The sequence below is a fragment of the Fusobacterium ulcerans ATCC 49185 genome (genome assembly GCF_900683735.1).
GTDB classification, from domain to species: domain Bacteria; phylum Fusobacteriota; class Fusobacteriia; order Fusobacteriales; family Fusobacteriaceae; genus Fusobacterium_A; species Fusobacterium_A ulcerans_A.
In genome coordinates, this window is the sequence record NZ_LR215979.1 from 2,890,941 (window position 1) to 2,909,819 (window position 18,879).

An 18,879-nucleotide genomic window follows, 5' to 3' on the forward strand; every position below is an offset into this window, starting at 1 on the left:
ATTTTCATAGTATATATAAGCAAAAACCATACCAATTTTTCAAAATCTTTTTTCGTTTTATTTCAGAACTTTTAGAATTGTTTTTATTCATTTTCAGAAAATATTTTAATTTCATATTTCTCATTTTGAGAAGTTTCTATCATTTTGATAATTTTCATTAAAGTCCTGTATTTTCTGATTTATTCTTTTTATTATTTTTTTCTTTCTCATTTTGAGAAAAAATTGTATAATACATATATGAAATAAAAGGAAGTGGGAATATGGATTTATTAAATAAAATAAAAGATGATATATCAAAATATGCTGAAACTATTTCTCAAGTAATAAATATAGATGTGGAAATTATGAGCAAAGATCTCATAAGAATAGCTGGTACTGGAAGACTGAAAGAAAAAGTAGGTCTTGATATGACTGGAGAATCTCATGTCTATGAACATGTTTTAAAAACTGGAAATACAGAAATCATTCTCTCTCCAAGAGAAGAGGAAATATGTCAAACCTGTCCTTCGAAATATACCTGTACAGAAGTATTGGAAATTTCTACTCCTATCATGTTTAATTCTGAACCTATTGGTGTTATAGGTTTGATATGTTTTGATGAAAAACAAAAAGAAGAGTTTATTTCAAAAAAAGATTCATATATAAAATTTTTACAGCAGATAGCTTTATTCATAAGTTCCAGAGTATATGAAGCCAATGAAAAAATAATGATAGAAAATAATAATAAAGTTCTTATGAATATAGTTGATAGAATTCCTGATTCTATTATTATAACTAATGAACATGATAAAATCGAGCTTATCAATGAAAAGGGAATAGCTCTTTTTAAACTTACAGACTATGAACATAAACTTATAGTTTCACCTATAAAAAACTTTCTTGATAAAAAAGAATTTTCTCTTTCCTATGCTGACATTTCACATGATGTTGTAGGTGATATAATCTACTTTCCAAAAAATATGGGAAGATTTAGAACCTTGTATATATTTCAGGAATCTGAAAAATTTAAAACATATCTCCATCAATTAAACTATAATTTTTCTAAAGAGTTTATTTTTAATTCTCAGGAAATGGAAGCTGTATATTCAAAAATAAGAAAAGTTACCAAAACAACATCAACTGTTCTCATTACAGGAGAAAGTGGAACTGGAAAAGAAGTGGCTGCAAAAGCTATTCATATGAACAGCAACAGGGCTGATATGCCCCTTGTTGCAGTCAATTGTGGAGCCATTCCAGATACTCTTATGGAAAGTGAATTTTTTGGCTATGTAAAGGGAGCTTTTACAGGAGCAAATCCGAAAGGGAAAGTTGGATTTTTTGAGCAGGCTGATAAAGGAACTATATTTTTAGATGAAATTGGTGATATGCCCTTATCTCTTCAAGTAAAACTTTTAAGAGTGCTTCAAGAAAAAACTATCTCTCCTGTTGGTTCTGATAAAATAAAAGAAATAGATATAAGAATTATTGCTGCTACCAATAAAAATTTAGAAGCTCTTGTTGCTGAAGGTAAATTCAGAGAAGATCTCTATTATAGATTAAATGTTTTTCCAATAGATATTCCTCCATTGAGAGAAAGACCCAAAGATATAGAAGATTTAACGAATTTCTTCATTGCTAAATATTCTCAGCTTTTCAATATTCCTATAAGAAGGCTTTCTAATGAAGTGATGTCTCTTTTCCTTTCTTACAGCTGGCCTGGAAATATAAGAGAACTGAAAAATATAACAGAATATATAATAAATGTACTGGAAGAAAGAGATTTAATGATAACTGTGAAACACTTACCACCAAAACTCACAAATTCTCTTAATATAAAGGAAATAAAAACTTTGGCTGAAATAGAAAAAGAAGCTATTGAAAGCCTTCTCTTAAAATATGGACATTCATCTAAAGATAAAATTAAAGTAGCTAAAACATTGGATATAAGCCTTGCTACTCTTTATAGAAAATTAAAATTATATGGTCTATAATTTAGTCAAAATAAAAACAAGGTTGACCTAAAAGTTGAAGTAAATTTTAAAATACTCTAAAATTATTTCTTACTTATAGGTCAACCTCTTTTATAAATATTGATTTTTAATTAAATATTCCCTTTTTTAAATGCAATTCCCAAAGTTATAAATAGTCCACCCCAAATAATTATACATCCCATTGTCATCATTATCAATGCACCTGTATTCATAATAAGCCCTCCTTTGTAATAATTACTCTTCTATATCTACACTATTTTCCCATTTTTTCTTATAGAAAATAGTTGCTGATATTATCATCAATAAAATTGTTCCCCAGCCAAATACTAATTCTGGCATATTAAGCTTTGACAATCCTTTTATAAGATTTGTTATTACTGTAGTTCCTAAAATTACTGGTGTTACATATTTCAATAAAAAATTAAACCATTTTCCTACTTTAAAATCAGAAAATTCATTTGCATCTTGTCTTATCTTTTCTACTCCATAAATATAACAAATAAGCAAAGTTTCTACTAATCCAGAAGTAGCTATTATATAACTTCCAACATATGAATCTACTATGTCTAATATATAATTAAACCCTGCATATGTTGCAAAACATGCACTTCCTATAAAACCGACAATTGAAACAATTCCTACTAACTTTTCCCGACTTATTTTAAATTTATCCAATGCTGCTGTTGAAAAAGACTCCAACATTGAAATGCTTGAAGAAAGTCCTGCTATAAATAAACATAAGAAAAAGAAAAAACCTATAATTCCCTGTAAGAATTGACTTGTTGTTATTGTTGAAATTGCTATTGGAAAAGCTATAAATGCTATCCCTGCACCATCGCCAAAAGAATTATAATCTACTCCCATATTTTGTACCAAATATCCAAGAGTTGAAAATACAGTTATTCCAGATATTATATCAAATGAAGCATTTGAAAATACAGTAATAAATGAACTATTTACTATATCCCAATCATCATGTATATATGAACCATAGGCTATCATGACTCCAACTGCTAAAGTCGTTGAAAAGAATACTTGAGCATATGCTGCAACCCATATACTTGGGTTTAAAATTTTAGTGAAATCAGGTGTAAATAATGCATTCAAACCTACTTTTGCTCCTGTAAGTCTAATTGAATTAAACATAAAAGCTACCATCATTATCATCAAAAGTGGTGTAAATATATTAGAACATTTTTCAATTCCACCTGATATCCCTTTTTTAACAATAATCCAGTTTCCAAGCCACACTAATATAACAAACCCTAATAAATATTTACTTATTCCTGCTGCAAAATCAAATGGCCCATTTCCACCACCTACTATCATTCCCATCAATTTTCCAGGGTCTGTCATCCAATTTGTCAGTCCAAATGCATGTCCAAGAGACCAAAACATAAATATTATTGATATTGATATTATTGTACTGTAAAACATCATAACTATTATTGGCACCATTACTTGAACCCAGCCAACCCATTCATACTTTTTTCCTAAAAGTCTAAATGCTTTTGTTGAGCCCCCTCTTATTTTTCTTCCATATTGGTATTCTAATATCATCAATGGAACCGCACATGTAAATAATGCTATTATATAGGGAAAAAAGAACGCTCCTCCACCGTTTTTATAAGCTTGAAATGGAAATCTCCACAAATTTCCCAAGCCTATTGCTGCCCCAACAGCTGCAAAAATAAATCCTTTTCTACTCTTCCATACTTCTCTAGTTTCAGCCATGATAAACCTCCTTAAGTTATTTTTAAAAACTTATTTTTATTAAAAACTTTATAAAGATTATTGTATTTATTTTTCTCTATAAAAACTATTTTTAGGTATTATCATTTTAAATATTGGCTGAAGTAAAAAATTATTGCTCTGAGCTTAAATATCTATAAATTGTTTTTTCAGAAGTATTAAATCTTTTTGCAAGTTCTCCAACACTTCCTTTAAGATTAAATATTCCCTTTTTATCTAAAGATTTTACAATTTCTATCTTTTCTGAAGTAGTCATTGCATCTATTGGTTTTTTTAAACTATCAAAATATTGATTTATTAGATATTTTGAATATTCTTCTATTGTTCCTAATTCATCTACTTCTTCTGATTCTTTTTCAAGATTTCTTTCTAGTCCTCCAGTCAGCTCTTTTAATGCTTTGTTTAAAAAATTAGCTGCATATACCATCTCAGATATATCAACTTTTATATTAAATGCTCCTTTAAGAGAATTTTTTTCCCCTTTTATAAAAAAAGTTGATACTCTAAATAATTTCCCATCATTATCTTTTCCAGGAAAATTTGTTATAAAATCAATATTATCACTTGATTCCTTTTCATTATTATATTTATCAAGTAATTTTCCTAAAGTTTTTGGTATAGGGCTTCCTAATTCAAAATTACAATTAGATGATTTAGCTATAAGTTTTCCTTCTTTTTTATCTTCAAAACTATAAAGTGTTATCTCTGTTAACTCCCCAAATGTTCTTTCTAAAAAATTAATAATAATACTGTAATATGAAAATCCATCTTCAAAAATCATAAAACCTCCCAAATTATTCATAAGATTTTTTTCTTATATAATTTTTTATTGAGAAAAATTTCTAAGGTTTTATATTCATAAGTATAATACATTTTTCAAACAAGTAAAATATAAAAAATATATTATAAAATTATAAAAAATAAATTTTTTAGAAATCATTTTAAATTATTAAATAGAATCTCCTTATTTTACAAAAATATCTCTAGATGCCAGATATTTAATTTTAAGTTCTATCCTTTTATTTCTCTCAATAATTTTTAAAGTTAATACAAATATATATTAACATAACTTAATAAATTTTAATCTAATTTTTTAGTTCAATAAATATTTTTTCAGCTTTTAATTTCTATAAATCAATTTTTTATTATTTAAAAACCTATATTATAAAATAATTGAAAAATATTTTTAAGAAATTATTGACATTTTATTTAAAAAAAGTTAAAATATTCTCAAGAAAAATAAAATAATTTAATTCATTTATTTTTTACTGTGAACTGAGTAAGTTCTATTTAAAAAGATGCCGCCTGCCAGTTGATATTTCAATGACCAGGGCACAGAAAAAATTTTCATACAAATTTTGGAGGTGTTTATTTATGGCAGTAAAGTATATTCCAGAACCATTTAGAATTAAAATGGTAGAACCAATCAAAATGCTTACTAGAGAGGAAAGAATTCAAAAAATCAAGGAAGCAAACTATAATTTGTTTAATCTTAAAGGTGCAGATGTTTATATTGACCTTCTAACAGATTCTGGAACAAATGCAATGAGCCATGATCAATGGTCAGGAGTTATGCGTGGAGATGAAGCTTATGCAGGTGCTTCAAGTTATTTTAAATTAGTAGATGCTGGTAAAGATATATTCAATTATGGCTTTATTCAACCAGTCCACCAAGGGCGTGCTGCTGAAAAAGTTCTGTTTCCTACATTTTTAAGTCCAGGAAAATTTGCTATTTCAAATATGTTTTTTGATACAACTCGTGCTCATGTAATTTTAGCTGGAGCCCGTCCAATAGATTGTGTAATTGAAGAAGCTAAAGATCCTTCTCATCGTTGTAAGTTTAAAGGTAATATGGATGTTGAAAAAATGGAAAAAATAATTCTTGAAAAAGGACCTGAAAATATAGGGTTAATTGTTATGACAATTACAAATAACTCTGCTGGTGGCCAACCTGTTTCTATGAAAAATATTAGAGAAACTTCAGAGATATGTAAAAAATATGGTATTCCATTTAATATTGATGCTGCTCGTTATGCTGAGAATGCTTATTTTATTAAAAGAGATGAGGAAGGTTATCAAAATAAATCAATAAAAGATATCATTAGAGAAACTTTCAGTTATGCTGATATGTTTACTATGTCCGCTAAAAAAGATACTATTGTAAATATGGGTGGACTTATAGGTGTTAAAGATCCTGAAAGCCCTCTTATTCTAAAAATAAAAGCTAATTGTATATCTTATGAAGGTTTCTTTACTTATGGCGGACTGGGAGGACGTGATCTCGAGGCCCTTGCTATAGGTCTTTATGAAGGAATTGATGAAGATTATTTAAAATACAGAAATGGGCAAATGGAATATTTAGCTTCTAGACTAGATGATGCTGGAATAGCTTACCAAGCTCCAATAGGTGGACATGGAGCATTTATAGATGCTAAAGCTATGTTTCCTCAAATTCCTTATAATGAATATCCAGGACAAGTCCTTGCAATTGAATTGTATATAGAAGCTGGAATAAGAACTTGTGATATTGGTTCTTATATGTTAGGAAATGACCCTGATACTGGGGAACAGTTAAAGGCAGACTTTGAATTTACCCGTCTTGCTATTCCTAGAAGGGTTTATACTCAATCTCATTTTGATGTAATGGCTGACGCTATCATAGAAGTAAGCAAAAGAGCCCATGAAATTAAACGTGGATATAAAATTACTTGGGAACCACCTATTCTTCGTCATTTCCAAGCTTCTCTTGCTCCAATAGAAGAATAATTAAATAATTACTAAAGGTTCTAGCTTTTTTAAAAATAGCTAGAACCTTTTTAATTTAAATTAGAAATCAATTTCATCCTATTTAAACATAGATTTAAAAATATTTTTTACAATTTTTCTATTTATAATACACAACTTTTATGGTAATATATAATAAAAAGCATTTTATGATTAGGAGATATCTATGGACAATAATAATAAATATCTACATCTTCATATTTTCGAAAGAGTTTCTTCTATGACTGATGATGGCTTTATTGTTGTAAATAGAGCTGGAGAAGTTATTCATATCAACAAAAAATATTGCAACTTTTTAGGTACTACTGAGGAAAAAGCTCTTGGCAGATCAATTTTTGAGATTATTCCAAACAGTAAAATGCTTGAAGTAATGGAAAAACGTTATTGTGAAGAATGTGTAATTCAAACTTATATCTTGGGAATTGAAAAAGAAGGATCTGCTATTGTAAGCCGTTCATATGTTGAAAATGAAGAGGGAGAAGTTATAGCTGGAGTAGCTCAGATAAAATTTAGGCTTCAAACTCTCGATGTTGCTAAAAAATTAATGAAGGAATATGCTGAACTTGAGTATTATAAAGAAGAATACATCAATGCAGCAAAAGAAAATTATTGTTTTGATAAAATAGTAGGTAAATCTCAATCTTTCCTTACTGTAAAAAAAATTGGTTTAAAAGCTTCCAAAACAAATTTTCCTGTTCTTATCACTGGTAAAACTGGAACTGGGAAAGAGGTATTTGCCAGAGCTATTCATACAAGTGGAGACAGAGCAGACAAACCTATGATAAGTATAAACTGTGCTGCTATTCCAGAAGCTCTTCTGGAATCTGAATTGTTTGGTTATGAAGAAGGATCTTTTACAGGGGCAAAAAAGGGTGGAAAAAAAGGTAAGTTTTTTATTGCCAATGGAGGGACAATCTTTTTAGATGAAATTGGTGATATGCCTCTTCCTATGCAGGGAAAACTTCTGAGAGTTCTTCAAGAAAAAGAAATTGACCCTATTGGAAGTGTAAATTCTATCCCTATTGATGTAAGAATTATTGCAGCTACAAGAAAAAATCTTCCAGAAATGATTGAAAAAGACCTATTCAGAGAAGACTTATATTATAGATTAAATGTCATAAATATAGAAATGCCTTCTTTAAGTGAAAGAAAAGAAGATATTCTGGAGCTTGCAGGTTATTTTCTGACTAAACTGAATCTTGAATATAAAACTGTAAAAGGTTTTTCAAAGGAAGTGAAAAACTGTCTTAAAAATTATCCATGGCCTGGAAATATCAGAGAACTAGACAATGTCATAAAAAGTGCTTATGCAATAAATGATAGTTTTTTAATTGAACTTGATGATCTCCCTGCAAAAATGTATAATAAACGATACTCTGATATTGAAAATAAAAATCTAAATTTTCAGGAGAAAATAAATTCTTATGAAAAACTTCTTATAGAAGAATTTTTAAAAAAATATCATTGGAACTGTAGTGAAGCAGCAGAAAAAATGGGAATTCATAGAAGCGTTCTCTATAAAAAAATTAAAAAATTTGATATAAAAAAAAGTTAAAAAAATAAAGACCTCGAATTCTTTAGAAGAGGTCTTTTTTTATGAAAGTTTTTATTTTAAGATTTTTTACTTTTCATAAACTCAATAATTCTAGGAATAACATCAAATAGATCTGCTACAATTCCAAAATCTGATGAACGAAATGATTCTGCATTAGGGTTATTATTCACCATAATAATATGCCTTGCTTGGCGTACTCCTGCCATATGCTGCATTGCCCCTGATATACCAAAGCCAAGATACAATTCTGGCTTGATAATTTTTCCTGTCTGTCCTATTTTTTCATATTCAGGCCGCCAGCCATTATCTACTACAGATCTGGTTACTCCTATAGTTGCTCCTAATAAGTCTGCCAGTTCTTCTATCATTGAAAAATTCTCTTTATTTTTAATTCCCTTTCCTACTCCAATGACTATCTTAGCATTTTCCAAAGGGTGCTTTTGCAATATTTTTTCTTCTCTTGATTCCACTGTAAATAAAATTTCATTATCTTTTTCTGTATCCACATCTATATATTCTATATCCCTTGATACAGGTCTTTTTTCATCTTTCTTATATATGTTAGAGGATACTGTAACTACAATAGAATTATTCTCTGTAGTAAATTTTTGTATTGCTCTTGTTCCATACAAGAATCTTTTCCATAAAATATTTTTCCCATCAATTTTAAAATCTATAATATTAGGTGCAAATTTCCATTTATATATACTTGCTAAATATGGTGCCAGTTCTCTTTCAAAGATTGAATTTCCCATCACTATGCAATCAATATTTATAATATTTGAAATTTTCTTAAAGAATGAGCTTGTTTTTTTTAAAGTGTCTTCCTTGCTGTCTTCTAAAATAAATATTTTATCAATTTCCCATTTTTCAATTTTATTCTTTATTAATAATTTCTTTTCTTTTGACACAGCTGCATAGAGTTTTCCATCTGTTGCTTTTTTCCATGAACAGGCAATATTAATTAATTCCTGAGTTTTTTCTGATAAATCTATATTCCCATGAAGATACAGCAATATATTCATACATCCTCCTTAGTCAATCAGCTTCCATTTTTTCATGTAGTCTAGTAATTTTTCTGTTCCTTTGTCTGCTGTTATATTCTTATAAATTTCCAATCTTCTATAAATATCCTGGTATACAACTTTTTCATCTTCTTTGGAAATGATATTTTCATAATAAACATCTCTTATCATTTTATCTTTGATTGACATAATATTGTTGATTGAGGGGTATTCTGGTTCATATACATTTTGACTGAATGCAAAAATACCATTCTTTAGAATTTTAATTGTATCTATTGTTTCTTCCTTTTCTCTTTCAGCTATAAAGTAGAAATTTTGGTAATCAATTGAAAGCAGATGAGAATAAATAGGAAGTTCCAATAATACTCCCAGTCTGCTTGGAAGCTCCTCTCTATCATCATTGACATCTCTATTTCCCATCAAAATAGCATCATATTTCTCTTCTTTTATCTCCCTTGCTAAAAACTCTGCTATTTCTTCAATATTTTTTTCAGGGTAATATACAAAAATTCCTCTATCTCCCCCAAGTCCTAAAGCAGTCCTTAACCCATATTGTGTTTTTCTATGAGATAAAAATAAGCATACTATCTCTCCCCCATATTTTTCTTTTATTTTTTTAGCTTGAAGCAATGCATATTCATCATAAGGATTTAGTATTCTCTTCTCCTTTAAATTTTTCTCTGTTAAAAGTTCATCTGTAGGAAAAGTTTCACGAATCAAAACTAATAATTTTTTCATGGTTGATCTCCTGTTTTATTTTAAAAATAAGGGACGCTGACTGCATCCCTTAATATATTTTATTTTGTATAATTATCTTAAGATTGCTCCTGAAATAACAAGTTTCTGTATCTCATTTGTTCCTTCGTAAATTTGAGTAATTTTAGAATCCCTCATCATTCTTTCTACTGGGTGATCCATTGTAAATCCTGTTCCTCCCAGTACTTGAACTGCTTCTGTTGTCACTTCCATTGCTGTATTTGTTGCTGTTAATTTAGCTACTGCTGCTGGAATACTATATGATTCATGTTGATCTTTTGTCCATGCTGCTTTCAATGTTACTGCTTCTGCTGCCTCTATCTTAGCATACATATCTGCCAGTTTAAAAGCAATTACCTGTTGTTTTGCTATTGGTCTTCCAAATTGTACTCTTTCTTTTGAATAATTCAGTGCATATTCATATGCTCCCTTTGCTATTCCTGTAGCATGAGCTGCTACCCCTATTCTTCCACTATCTAAAGTTGCCATGGCAATTTTAAATCCGCTTCCTTCTTTTCCTAATAAATTTTCTTTAGGTACTTCTAAGTTTTCCATTTCTATAACATTTTGAACAGATGCTCTGATTCCCATTTTCTTTTCTCTCTTTACAAATTTTATTCCTGGGAAATTTTTAGCTTCAACTATAAATGCTGAAATTCCTTTTGTTCCTTGTGATGGGTCAGTCATTGCAAATACTACAATAATATCTGCAAACTCTCCATTTGTTGTAAAACATTTAGTTCCATTTAATATATATTTATCCCCCTGCAGTACTGCTGTACATTGGCTTGCTCCAGCATCGCTTCCTGCACATGGTTCAGTCAGTCCAAATGCTGCTATATATTCTCCTGAACATAATTTAGGTAAATATTTTTTCTTTTGCTCTTCATTTCCAAAATTATATATTGGCCCTGTTCCCAATGAAATATGTACAGAATAAGAAATTCCCACTGAAGCATCTACTTTATTTAATTCAAACCCTGCCAGAGCATATTCTACATATCCCAGTCCTGCTCCTCCATATTCTTTTGCATATGGAAGTCCCATCAGACCAAGTTTTCCCATTTTCTTTAAAATATCTTTTGTTCCTAGAAAATCTTCATTTAAATCTCTCTCTTTTGCCCCTGGCGCTACTTCTTTTTCTGAAAACTCTCTAACCATTTGACATATTCTTTGTTGCTCCTCTGATAATCTTAAATCGTACATATTTTATCCCTCCTGATTTATTATAAGTTATTATATTTTTATTTAAGTTTCATTAGTTCATCTTTAAATATTCTTTCATCCATTATTTTTATTCCATTTTGTGGTATTTTCGGTTCAAAATCCATATAAGGAAGAATATCTTTTTCATAGCAGATTCCTGGAGCAATTTCTGTAATATATACTCCATCTTCCTTCAATTCAAATACAGCTCTTTCTGTTATATACATTACAGGCTGGTTTATTTCTCCAGCATATATTCCACTAAATGTTATCTGTTCCACTTCTTTTACAAATTTCTTTGAAGTTCCTTCTTGAAGAATAACCAGCTCTCCATTTTTTATTTCCTGCTTTAAACCTTTTGTAGTGAAAGTTCCGCAAAAATATACTTTTTTAGCATTTTGACTAATATTTATAAAACCGCCACATCCTACAACTCTTCCAGAAAATTTACTCACATTTATATTTCCATTTTCATCTGTCTGAGCAAGTCCTAGAAATGCCTGATCTACTCCGCCACCATCATAAAAATCAAATTGATAAGGTTCATCTAAAATACATTCAGGATTTACTGACCCTCCAAAACGCATTCCTCCTTGAGGAACTCCTCCTATTGCTCCTGCCTCAACAGTAAGAGTCATTTTTTCTCCTATTCCCTCTTCATTTGCGACACAAGAAATAAATTCAGGAATTCCTATTCCTAGATTTACAACTGAATTTTCCTGCAGTTCCATAGCTGCTCTACGGGCAATTATTTTTTTAGCATTTAGTTCTACTGGGGCTAACCCTGAAAGAGGAACTCTTGTAAGACCAGCCATACTTGAATCATATTCACAGCCAAAACATTGTTCATGTTCTTCAGGTTTAGAAATAACAACAGCATCTACATATATTTTAGGTATTTTAACAAGTTTAGGGTTGAGAGACCCTGCTTCAACTATTTTTTCCACTTGAACTATAACTATTCCCCCAGAATTTTTACACGCCTGAGCAATAGCTGTCATTTCCAGAGTTGCTACTTCTTTATCCATACTGATATTTCCATTTTCATCTGCATAAGTCCCTCTCAGGAAGCATACATCTACTGGAAATGCCTTATATAAAAGTTTTTCCTGTCCCTTTATATTAATAACTTCAACTAAATCTTCTGTAGTTATTTCATTTAATTTCCCTCCCTCAATTCTTGGGTCAACAAATGTATTTAATCCAACATGAGTTATTGTTCCTATTCTTTTTCCAGCTATATCTCTAAATAACTGAGATAAAGTTCCCTGAGGAAAATTATATGCTTCTATTTCGTTATTCATAGAGAGCTCTCCAAGTCCTGGAGTCATATTCCAATGTCCTCCAACAACTCTCTTTATCATTCCTTTATGTGCAAAATGCCCTGCTCCCCGTTCTCCTTTATTTCCTTGTGCAGAAACATAATAGAAATTAAGATTATTGGGATGGCCTGTTTCTAAAAATCTTTTTTCCAATGCTTCACTTAAAGTTTCTGGACAGCAGCTTCCAACAAACCCACTTGTAACTATATTTACTCCATCTTTAACTAAAGCTGCTGCTTCTGATGGCTGTAATACTCTCACTTTTCCCATATGTTTCATCTCCCTATTTATATTAGAAATTTTTAAATTCAGCTTTTCTTTTATTTAAGAAAGCTTCCATACCTTCTTTTTGGTCTTCTGTTGCAAAGCAAAGACCAAACATATCAGCTTCATATTTATAAGCAGATTCCATATCCATATTCATTCCATTATTAATAGCTGCTTTTGCAAGGCTTACCCCAAACATACCTTTTGACATTATTTTTCTTGCCATTTCTTCTGTTGCTGGCATAAGTTCTTCAGGCTTCACAACTTTATTTACAAGTCCTATTTCATATGCTCTCTGTGCATCTATCATATCAGTTGTAAATATTAATTCTTTAGCTATTCCTTTTCCAACCAGCCTTGGAAGTCTTTGAGTTCCTGCAAACCCAGGGAGTATTCCCAAATTAACTTCTGGCTGTCCAAATTTTGCTTTCTCAGAAGCTATTCTTAAATCACAAGCCATAGAAAGTTCACATCCTCCTCCTAGTGCATATCCATTTACTGCTGCAATAACCACTTGAGGCATTTGTTCAATTTTTGAGAAAACTTTTTGAGCATTTAAAGCAAGCTCTCTTCCCTCCATAGCATTTAAATTATGCATTTCTGCAATATCCGCTCCTGCAACAAATGATTTTTCTCCAGAACCTGTAATAATAACAACTTTTATATCTTTTCTTTTTTCAACAGAGCTTATTACCTCTCCCAGCTCATTAACAGTTTGTGAATTCAAAGCATTGAGAGCTTTTGGCCTGTTGATAGTTATAAACATAATTCCATCTTTTTCATTAAATAATACATTTTCCATTTTGCTTCCTCCTTGAATATTTTCCTTAGTTATCATTTTTTATATTTATCTCATTAAAAATTTTTTACTCTATGGCAGATTTGGAAAGAATGTAAATAAAACAACTGCTACTGCTGTTCCTACCAGTGGTGTAAATACTGTAAGCCAGAATACAGGCATATATGCATCTTTATGTGTTTCATTGCATAAACTGTTAGTTACAGTAACTATATATCCATTATGTGGCAGTGAATCTAAAGCAGCTGATGCTATTGACATTGTTCTGTGAAGAGCTGCTGCTGAAATTCCCTTTGCCATAAATGCTGGTCCCAATAGTGGTGTTGCTATTCCAAGTCCACCTGATGCTGACCCGCATACCCCTGCAATGACTGTTGTTCCAACTGCTGCTCCAAGGATTTTTGGTCCTGGAAAATTTACCATTGTATTTACTATTTCAGGAAAAGCTGTTGTTGACTTTACAACTGACCCAAAAGCTACAACTGCACAAGTATTGGTAATTGCAAGTATTGTTGTTTTACAAGTTTCTCCAAGATTATCTAGTACTTTTGAATTATCTTGATACTTATTTAATAATATGTATGTAAGAAATGTTCCTAAAAATACTCCTACTTCAATTGGTATAATTGTTTTTCCATTTATTTTTATGTTTATTGAAATGATACAAACCAGAAGTGGAATAAGAGCTATCCAGCCATTAGGTAAATCTTCTTCTTTGTCATCAAATGCATCCATTGGCTTAGCCACGAAATGCTTCCCTTGTTTCTTTTCCTTATCTACCATTCTGAATAAAAGGAAACTTCCAAGGACCAACATAACTGCACAGGCAATTACCCCATTCACAAGTCCTGCCATTAAGTCTGTTCCTAAATATTGACTTGGAATAATATTTTGTATCTGAGGTGTCCCAGGGACAACCATTGCAAATGTACTGCATCCAAAACAAAGTGCTGCTGGTATAAATCTTCTTGGAATATCAGCTTCTCTAAATACTTCCAATGCTATAGGAAATACTGCAAAACTTGCAACAAACATACTCACTCCTCCATAGAGAAGAATTCCACAAGCAAGAGGAATTGATATTAAAGCTTTATCTTTCCCCAAAAATTTTATAATCATTTTAGCTATTGCCTTAGCACCATTTGTAATTTCCATCATTTTTCCCATTGCTGTTCCTGCAAGAAATATGAAAAAATTATTTTTAAAGAAATCTACAAACCCACCCATATAATCAAATTTTAAAGCAGTGTAAAGATTCATTCCACCTGTTATTGCCACTATTGAAGAACATAAAATTGCAATAACAAATATATTTACTCCTCTCATTACAAGATAAATTAATAGTGATAACCCCACAATTATCCCTATTAAACTCACTATTACTGGAACTGTCATTAATATACCACCTCTTCCCTCATAATTTTTTCTATGCTTATATATAAAGCAAATAGTATGCCAAAAAATAAAGACTATTTTTAAGGGCTTTCTTATTTATTTTTGTGCTTTATTATATTTTTTTGTTTCAAATTAGATAATTTTTTCTCAAAATCAAGACAGAATAAATTATATTTCAACTCAATATTTTATAATTATTTTTATTAGAAATATAAGAATGATTCTTTATTACTTTTAAAATACTGACATTAATAAAAAAAATAATTGACCACTTAAGTTAAAAAAATCAACTCAGGCTGTCAATTATCTATTTTCATAATTATTAGGTAACACATAATTTTTACTTTGTTCATCTATATTATTTTTATATTTTGCTTACTTTATTAATTAAACATATTTTCTAATTTTAAAATTTATCTTATTTTTTACTCAACTTCTTTTTTTCTTAGCAAAGCCCTGTTTTAAATTTATCTATAACAACCCCTTCTCCAACTAAAGTTGCTCCCTCTAAAATAAAAAATTCTGTCCCTGGCACTAACTTGCTGTAGTCTACAGTATCTCTATAAATAGGTTGAACAATTCCAAGTATCTCCTTTTCAAAAATAAATTCCTCTCCATCTATAAATTGAACCCCTAAGTATTCAGAATCATTTTTTATTACAAAATGAGGCCTATACCTTCCACCAGAAAATCTTACAGGAGTTTTTCTTCTACCCTCAAAAAATTTTATTTTTATGTATATACATATTTTATTTCTTGTATGATCCATAAATTTCCCTCCTATAAAAAATATGAGGATGACTTATAAGCAGAATTTTATTCTAACTTTTTAATCATCCTCAAGTTAATCATTTATTTTTCCAAAAGTACAACACAGTAAGACTTCACTCCACTTTCATCTCCTGTAAAGCCTAATTTTTCCTCAGTAGTAGCTTTTATACTTACCTGTTCTACATCTATCTCCAGTACTTCTGCAATTCTTTTTCTCATAGCTTCTATATATGGTTTTACTTTTGGCTTTTGTAAAACTATTATAGAATCAAGATTAATTATTTTATATCCTCTTTCAGCAACCAATTCCTTTACCCTTTTTAAAAGTATAGTACTGTTTATGTTCTCATATTTCATATCTGTATCAGGAAAATGCTGCCCTATATCTCCCAGAGCCAATGCTCCAAGCATTGCATCCATTACTGCATGAACTAATACATCCCCATCAGAATGTCCCAGCACACCTTTAGTATGAGGAATTTCTATTCCTCCAAGCACTAGTTTTCTTCCCTCTATAAGTACATGGACATCATATCCATTTCCAATTCTTATCATCTTATCACTATTCCCATCTCTCATAAATTCTGTTATAGAATTCAAGTACTTCATCTTTAGTTACAGTAGAAGTTCCCATCTTTCCAACTACTACACCTGCTGCTGTATTTGCTATCTTTGCAGCTTCATGCCATGAAACCCCAGAAGCTCCAGCCAATGTAAATACTGATATTACTGTATCTCCAGCCCCTGTTACATCATACACTTCTTTTGCAAAAGTTGGTATAGTTATAACTTCATCATTGTCTAAGAAAAGACTCATTCCCTCTTCACTTCTAGTAAGAAGAAGATTATCAAGCTGAAGTTTTGCTTTAAGTTCTTTTCCAACAGCCTCCATATCATCTGATCTTTTCAGTCCAAGACATTCTAAAGCTTCTTTTCTATTAGGAGTTATAGATGTTGCTCCTGTATAGTTTACTGCATTTTTAGGTTTAGGATCTACTGTTACTATTTTTCCTCTTTCTCTGCACATTCTTACTATCTCTTTTGCTACCATTGGAGTAAGTACTCCTTTATCATAGTCTGAAAGTATTACTGCATCCAATTCATCTATTTTTGATTCTATATTTTTAAGGAGAGCATATTCTAAAAATGTAGATATTGGAGTTATATCTTCCCAGTCTATTCTTAATAGCTGCTGGTTTCCTCCTATTACTCTTCTTTTTACAATAGTTGTTCTGTCCTTGCTTCTTATAAGACCAGATACATCTATATGCTTATCTGCAAATGCTCCCATAAGTCTATCTCCATTAGAATCATTTCCAATAACACCAAAACAGATAGTCTGTGCACCTAGAGAAGCTAGATTATTCACAACATTTGCTGCTCCCCCCAGCACAAATTTTTCTTCTAATACATTGACTACTGGCACTGGTGCTTCTGGAGATATTCTATCTACACTTCCATAAATATAGTCATCTAACATCAAATCTCCAACTACTCCTATTTTTATGTTCTTAAAATTATCCAGTATTTTTTTCAAGTCAAAATTATTCTTTTTCTCCATAAAATTCTCCTTGCTTCCTGCTAGAATACAGGATATATTTTTTTATCTTTTATATCTTTAATTTTTTGATGCAATTCTGTTTTATCAAAACTATCTTTTTCCCAACTATCTTTTTCGATATCAACTTTTAATTTTATGTATATATCAGTTATTTCTCTTTTTACAGATTGGTTTTTAAAAAAAATATTTATTACAGGGATTGTTCCAAGAAAAGGTACTCTGCTGTCTAGGTTTTGAACTATTGCTCTTTTAAGTCCACCTATAAAAATTGTTTCACCATCTTTCATTTTTACAGTAGTTTCTATACTTCTTCCTATTTTAGAGCCTCCCTCAGAATTATATGTTCCTCCTTCAGAAGTCATATTTTCCTGTTCACTTTTCTTTAATCTAAAATTACTTACTTCTATCATTACTTTTAAAAATATTGTTCCATTTTCCTTAATTAAAGGTTTTACTTTTAGTATTATTCCAGCTTCTCTGAACAGCGGTGTATAAGTTGTCTTCTCTGTATTGTCATTTTCTTTTTTCTCTTCACCAACTATCACTTCTTCTGTTATTTTAAATTCTCCCTCTTCTCCATCAGCTACAAGTATAGATGGCATAGCACTTATTACTAAATCCTGAGTAGCTTGCAAAAGATTTATTCCAAGACCAAGTATATCATTTCCATCATTAAACTGTCTTACTAAATTTATTCCAGAACCAAAACTTATTCCTGCTCCCTCTACTGCTGCTTTTCCTATTAATGAAATATCCAGTCCATTACTTTTTTCTATACTTCCAGTGTTATTGTATAACCAATCAAAACCTAAATTTTCAAACAAATTATCTGTTACATCCAGTATTTGTGAAGTTATTCTTACCTGCTGTATCTCTCTATCCAGTTCTTTTACAAATCTTACAGCTGATATTGTACTATCTTTTTTTCCTACTATTATTATCATATTCATTTTTGGTATGGAAGATACTCTTATCCCCTCACCAAAAGAATTTTTCAATATACTGCTTACTTCATCTGCTGATATATTTACCAATTTTATTCTTTCAGTGTAAAATTCTTCTCCATTAATAAAAGTTTTTTCCATAATATTATTAATATTTTTTTCTTCTCTTATCTTTTCAGAACTATTTTTATCTCTCTCCATAGAAACAGTAACAGTATTTATATTTTTATCAATATTTACTATCTGTCCTGATGTAAGAAATCCCTTCTTCTCAAATTTTACCACATATATTCCAGGATTCAAATCATTTATAACAAAGTTTCCTCCATAGGTTGTATATACTGGGCTAGAAGAACTTTTTTGAACAGTTATTTTTACACCTTCTATTCCCATATCATAGCCTTCTATGAGAACTTTCCCTCCCAATGCCATTTCACCTAAAATATTTGAATTTCTTCTTGATAAAACCAGCATTTCATCTAGAGGACTTATTTTTAAATTATTAGTTGAGGCAATTCCTTCTAATATATTTTTAAAATTTTCCCCCTTTGCAAAAAAGAGATCCAAAATTATATCTTTAGCTTTATCATCTGCTATTATAGTCATTCCACTTTCTTTAGACATAACTGCTAAAGCATCTGAAAGAATCATACTTTTTAATTCCAGCTCTTGTTCAAGTTTTATTTCTTTTAAAGAAATCTTTTCTATTTTACCATAAATATTATAACAAATAAAAAAAATTAATAAAAGTACAAGATTTTTTTTCACATTC

16 protein-coding genes are annotated in these 18,879 nt (G+C 30.2%); 3 read left to right on the top strand and 13 right to left on the bottom strand.

Features of this window, described 5'->3' with window-relative positions; genetic code table 11:
* Nucleotides 1-260: 260 nt before the first annotated feature.
* The gene (locus tag E0E45_RS12895) at nucleotides 261-1,970 is read left to right on the top strand and encodes a sigma-54 interaction domain-containing protein (protein ID WP_130891551.1); all 1,710 of its coding nucleotides are present in this window, start codon (nucleotides 261-263) and stop codon (nucleotides 1,968-1,970) included.
* 110 nt (nucleotides 1,971-2,080) lie between these two features.
* On the opposite strand, the gene E0E45_RS12900 is transcribed toward E0E45_RS12895, so the two are convergent.
* The 3 genes from E0E45_RS12900 to E0E45_RS12910 form a co-directional block, all read right to left on the bottom strand.
* Nucleotides 2,081-2,182, bottom strand: a complete 102-nt coding sequence (locus E0E45_RS12900) for a MetS family NSS transporter small subunit (RefSeq protein ID WP_130891552.1) — start codon at nucleotides 2,180-2,182, stop codon at nucleotides 2,081-2,083.
* 22 nt (nucleotides 2,183-2,204) lie between these two features.
* Nucleotides 2,205-3,704: a sodium-dependent transporter gene (locus E0E45_RS12905; RefSeq protein WP_130891553.1), complete on the bottom strand. Its 1,500-nt coding sequence runs from the start codon at nucleotides 3,702-3,704 to the stop codon at nucleotides 2,205-2,207.
* Nucleotides 3,705-3,834: 130 nt separating this feature from the next.
* Complete coding sequence (locus E0E45_RS12910) at nucleotides 3,835-4,503, bottom strand: helix-turn-helix domain-containing protein (protein WP_172426471.1); 669 nt, start codon at nucleotides 4,501-4,503, stop codon at nucleotides 3,835-3,837.
* A gap of 593 nt (nucleotides 4,504-5,096) precedes the next feature.
* Here E0E45_RS12910 and E0E45_RS12915 point away from each other — a divergent pair.
* Together E0E45_RS12915 and E0E45_RS12920 are read left to right on the top strand one after the other, a co-directional pair.
* Complete coding sequence (locus E0E45_RS12915; protein WP_096401494.1) at nucleotides 5,097-6,488, top strand: tryptophanase; 1,392 nt, start codon at nucleotides 5,097-5,099, stop codon at nucleotides 6,486-6,488.
* A gap of 184 nt (nucleotides 6,489-6,672) precedes the next feature.
* Nucleotides 6,673-8,061, top strand: coding sequence for a sigma-54 interaction domain-containing protein (locus E0E45_RS12920; RefSeq protein ID WP_130891554.1), 1,389 nt, complete (start codon nucleotides 6,673-6,675; stop codon nucleotides 8,059-8,061).
* Nucleotides 8,062-8,117: 56 nt separating this feature from the next.
* On the opposite strand, the gene E0E45_RS12925 is transcribed toward E0E45_RS12920, so the two are convergent.
* The 10 genes from E0E45_RS12925 to E0E45_RS12970 all read right to left on the bottom strand — a co-directional run bounded on the left by E0E45_RS12925 (nucleotide 8,118) and on the right by E0E45_RS12970 (nucleotide 18,875).
* On the bottom strand, nucleotides 8,118-9,086 hold the full coding sequence (locus E0E45_RS12925) for an electron transfer flavoprotein subunit alpha/FixB family protein (protein WP_130891555.1): 969 nt from the start codon (nucleotides 9,084-9,086) through the stop codon (nucleotides 8,118-8,120).
* 9 nt (nucleotides 9,087-9,095) lie between these two features.
* The gene (locus tag E0E45_RS12930; protein ID WP_130891556.1) at nucleotides 9,096-9,824 is read right to left on the bottom strand and encodes an electron transfer flavoprotein; all 729 of its coding nucleotides are present in this window, start codon (nucleotides 9,822-9,824) and stop codon (nucleotides 9,096-9,098) included.
* 72 nt (nucleotides 9,825-9,896) lie between these two features.
* Nucleotides 9,897-11,048 carry an acyl-CoA dehydrogenase family protein gene (locus E0E45_RS12935; RefSeq protein ID WP_130891557.1) on the bottom strand — a complete coding sequence of 384 codons (1,152 nt, stop codon included), beginning with the start codon at nucleotides 11,046-11,048 and terminating at the stop codon, nucleotides 9,897-9,899.
* A gap of 38 nt (nucleotides 11,049-11,086) precedes the next feature.
* The gene (locus tag E0E45_RS12940) at nucleotides 11,087-12,640 is read right to left on the bottom strand and encodes an acyl CoA:acetate/3-ketoacid CoA transferase (RefSeq protein ID WP_130891558.1); all 1,554 of its coding nucleotides are present in this window, start codon (nucleotides 12,638-12,640) and stop codon (nucleotides 11,087-11,089) included.
* 22 nt (nucleotides 12,641-12,662) lie between these two features.
* The gene (locus E0E45_RS12945) at nucleotides 12,663-13,439 is read right to left on the bottom strand and encodes an enoyl-CoA hydratase-related protein (protein WP_130891559.1); all 777 of its coding nucleotides are present in this window, start codon (nucleotides 13,437-13,439) and stop codon (nucleotides 12,663-12,665) included.
* 69 nt (nucleotides 13,440-13,508) lie between these two features.
* Entirely contained in the window at nucleotides 13,509-14,831 is a 1,323-nt protein-coding gene (locus E0E45_RS12950) for a GntP family permease (RefSeq protein ID WP_130891560.1), read from the bottom strand.
* Between the two features lie 445 nt (nucleotides 14,832-15,276).
* Nucleotides 15,277-15,600 (bottom strand): hypothetical protein, encoded by a 324-nt coding sequence (locus tag E0E45_RS12955; protein WP_130891561.1) that lies wholly within the window; start codon nucleotides 15,598-15,600, stop codon nucleotides 15,277-15,279.
* 83 nt (nucleotides 15,601-15,683) lie between these two features.
* The gene (ispF, locus tag E0E45_RS12960; RefSeq protein WP_172604236.1) at nucleotides 15,684-16,157 is read right to left on the bottom strand and encodes a 2-C-methyl-D-erythritol 2,4-cyclodiphosphate synthase; all 474 of its coding nucleotides are present in this window, start codon (nucleotides 16,155-16,157) and stop codon (nucleotides 15,684-15,686) included.
* 7 nt (nucleotides 16,158-16,164) lie between these two features.
* Nucleotides 16,165-17,163: a D-glycero-beta-D-manno-heptose-7-phosphate kinase gene (rfaE1, locus tag E0E45_RS12965; RefSeq protein ID WP_130891563.1), complete on the bottom strand. Its 999-nt coding sequence runs from the start codon at nucleotides 17,161-17,163 to the stop codon at nucleotides 16,165-16,167.
* 20 nt (nucleotides 17,164-17,183) lie between these two features.
* Entirely contained in the window at nucleotides 17,184-18,875 is a 1,692-nt protein-coding gene (locus tag E0E45_RS12970) for a secretin N-terminal domain-containing protein (RefSeq protein WP_130891564.1), read from the bottom strand.
* Nucleotides 18,876-18,879: the final 4 nt, after the last annotated feature.

What these genes read in the sequence shown, in the direction of transcription:
- E0E45_RS12895 (WP_130891551.1), top strand. Translation starts at nt 261, where the DNA reads ATGGATTTATTAAATAAAATAAAAGATGATATATCAAAATATGCTGAA.
- E0E45_RS12900 (WP_130891552.1), bottom strand. Translation starts at nt 2,182, where the DNA reads ATGAATACAGGTGCATTGATAATGATGACAATGGGATGTATAATTATT.
- E0E45_RS12905 (WP_130891553.1), bottom strand. Translation starts at nt 3,704, where the DNA reads ATGGCTGAAACTAGAGAAGTATGGAAGAGTAGAAAAGGATTTATTTTT.
- E0E45_RS12910 (WP_172426471.1), bottom strand. Translation starts at nt 4,503, where the DNA reads ATGATTTTTGAAGATGGATTTTCATATTACAGTATTATTATTAATTTT.
- E0E45_RS12915 (WP_096401494.1), top strand. Translation starts at nt 5,097, where the DNA reads ATGGCAGTAAAGTATATTCCAGAACCATTTAGAATTAAAATGGTAGAA.
- E0E45_RS12920 (WP_130891554.1), top strand. Translation starts at nt 6,673, where the DNA reads ATGGACAATAATAATAAATATCTACATCTTCATATTTTCGAAAGAGTT.
- E0E45_RS12925 (WP_130891555.1), bottom strand. Translation starts at nt 9,086, where the DNA reads ATGAATATATTGCTGTATCTTCATGGGAATATAGATTTATCAGAAAAA.
- E0E45_RS12930 (WP_130891556.1), bottom strand. Translation starts at nt 9,824, where the DNA reads ATGAAAAAATTATTAGTTTTGATTCGTGAAACTTTTCCTACAGATGAA.
- E0E45_RS12935 (WP_130891557.1), bottom strand. Translation starts at nt 11,048, where the DNA reads ATGTACGATTTAAGATTATCAGAGGAGCAACAAAGAATATGTCAAATG.
- E0E45_RS12940 (WP_130891558.1), bottom strand. Translation starts at nt 12,640, where the DNA reads ATGGGAAAAGTGAGAGTATTACAGCCATCAGAAGCAGCAGCTTTAGTT.
- E0E45_RS12945 (WP_130891559.1), bottom strand. Translation starts at nt 13,439, where the DNA reads ATGGAAAATGTATTATTTAATGAAAAAGATGGAATTATGTTTATAACT.
- E0E45_RS12950 (WP_130891560.1), bottom strand. Translation starts at nt 14,831, where the DNA reads ATGACAGTTCCAGTAATAGTGAGTTTAATAGGGATAATTGTGGGGTTA.
- E0E45_RS12955 (WP_130891561.1), bottom strand. Translation starts at nt 15,600, where the DNA reads ATGGATCATACAAGAAATAAAATATGTATATACATAAAAATAAAATTT.
- ispF (WP_172604236.1), bottom strand. Translation starts at nt 16,157, where the DNA reads ATGATAAGAATTGGAAATGGATATGATGTCCATGTACTTATAGAGGGA.
- rfaE1 (WP_130891563.1), bottom strand. Translation starts at nt 17,163, where the DNA reads ATGGAGAAAAAGAATAATTTTGACTTGAAAAAAATACTGGATAATTTT.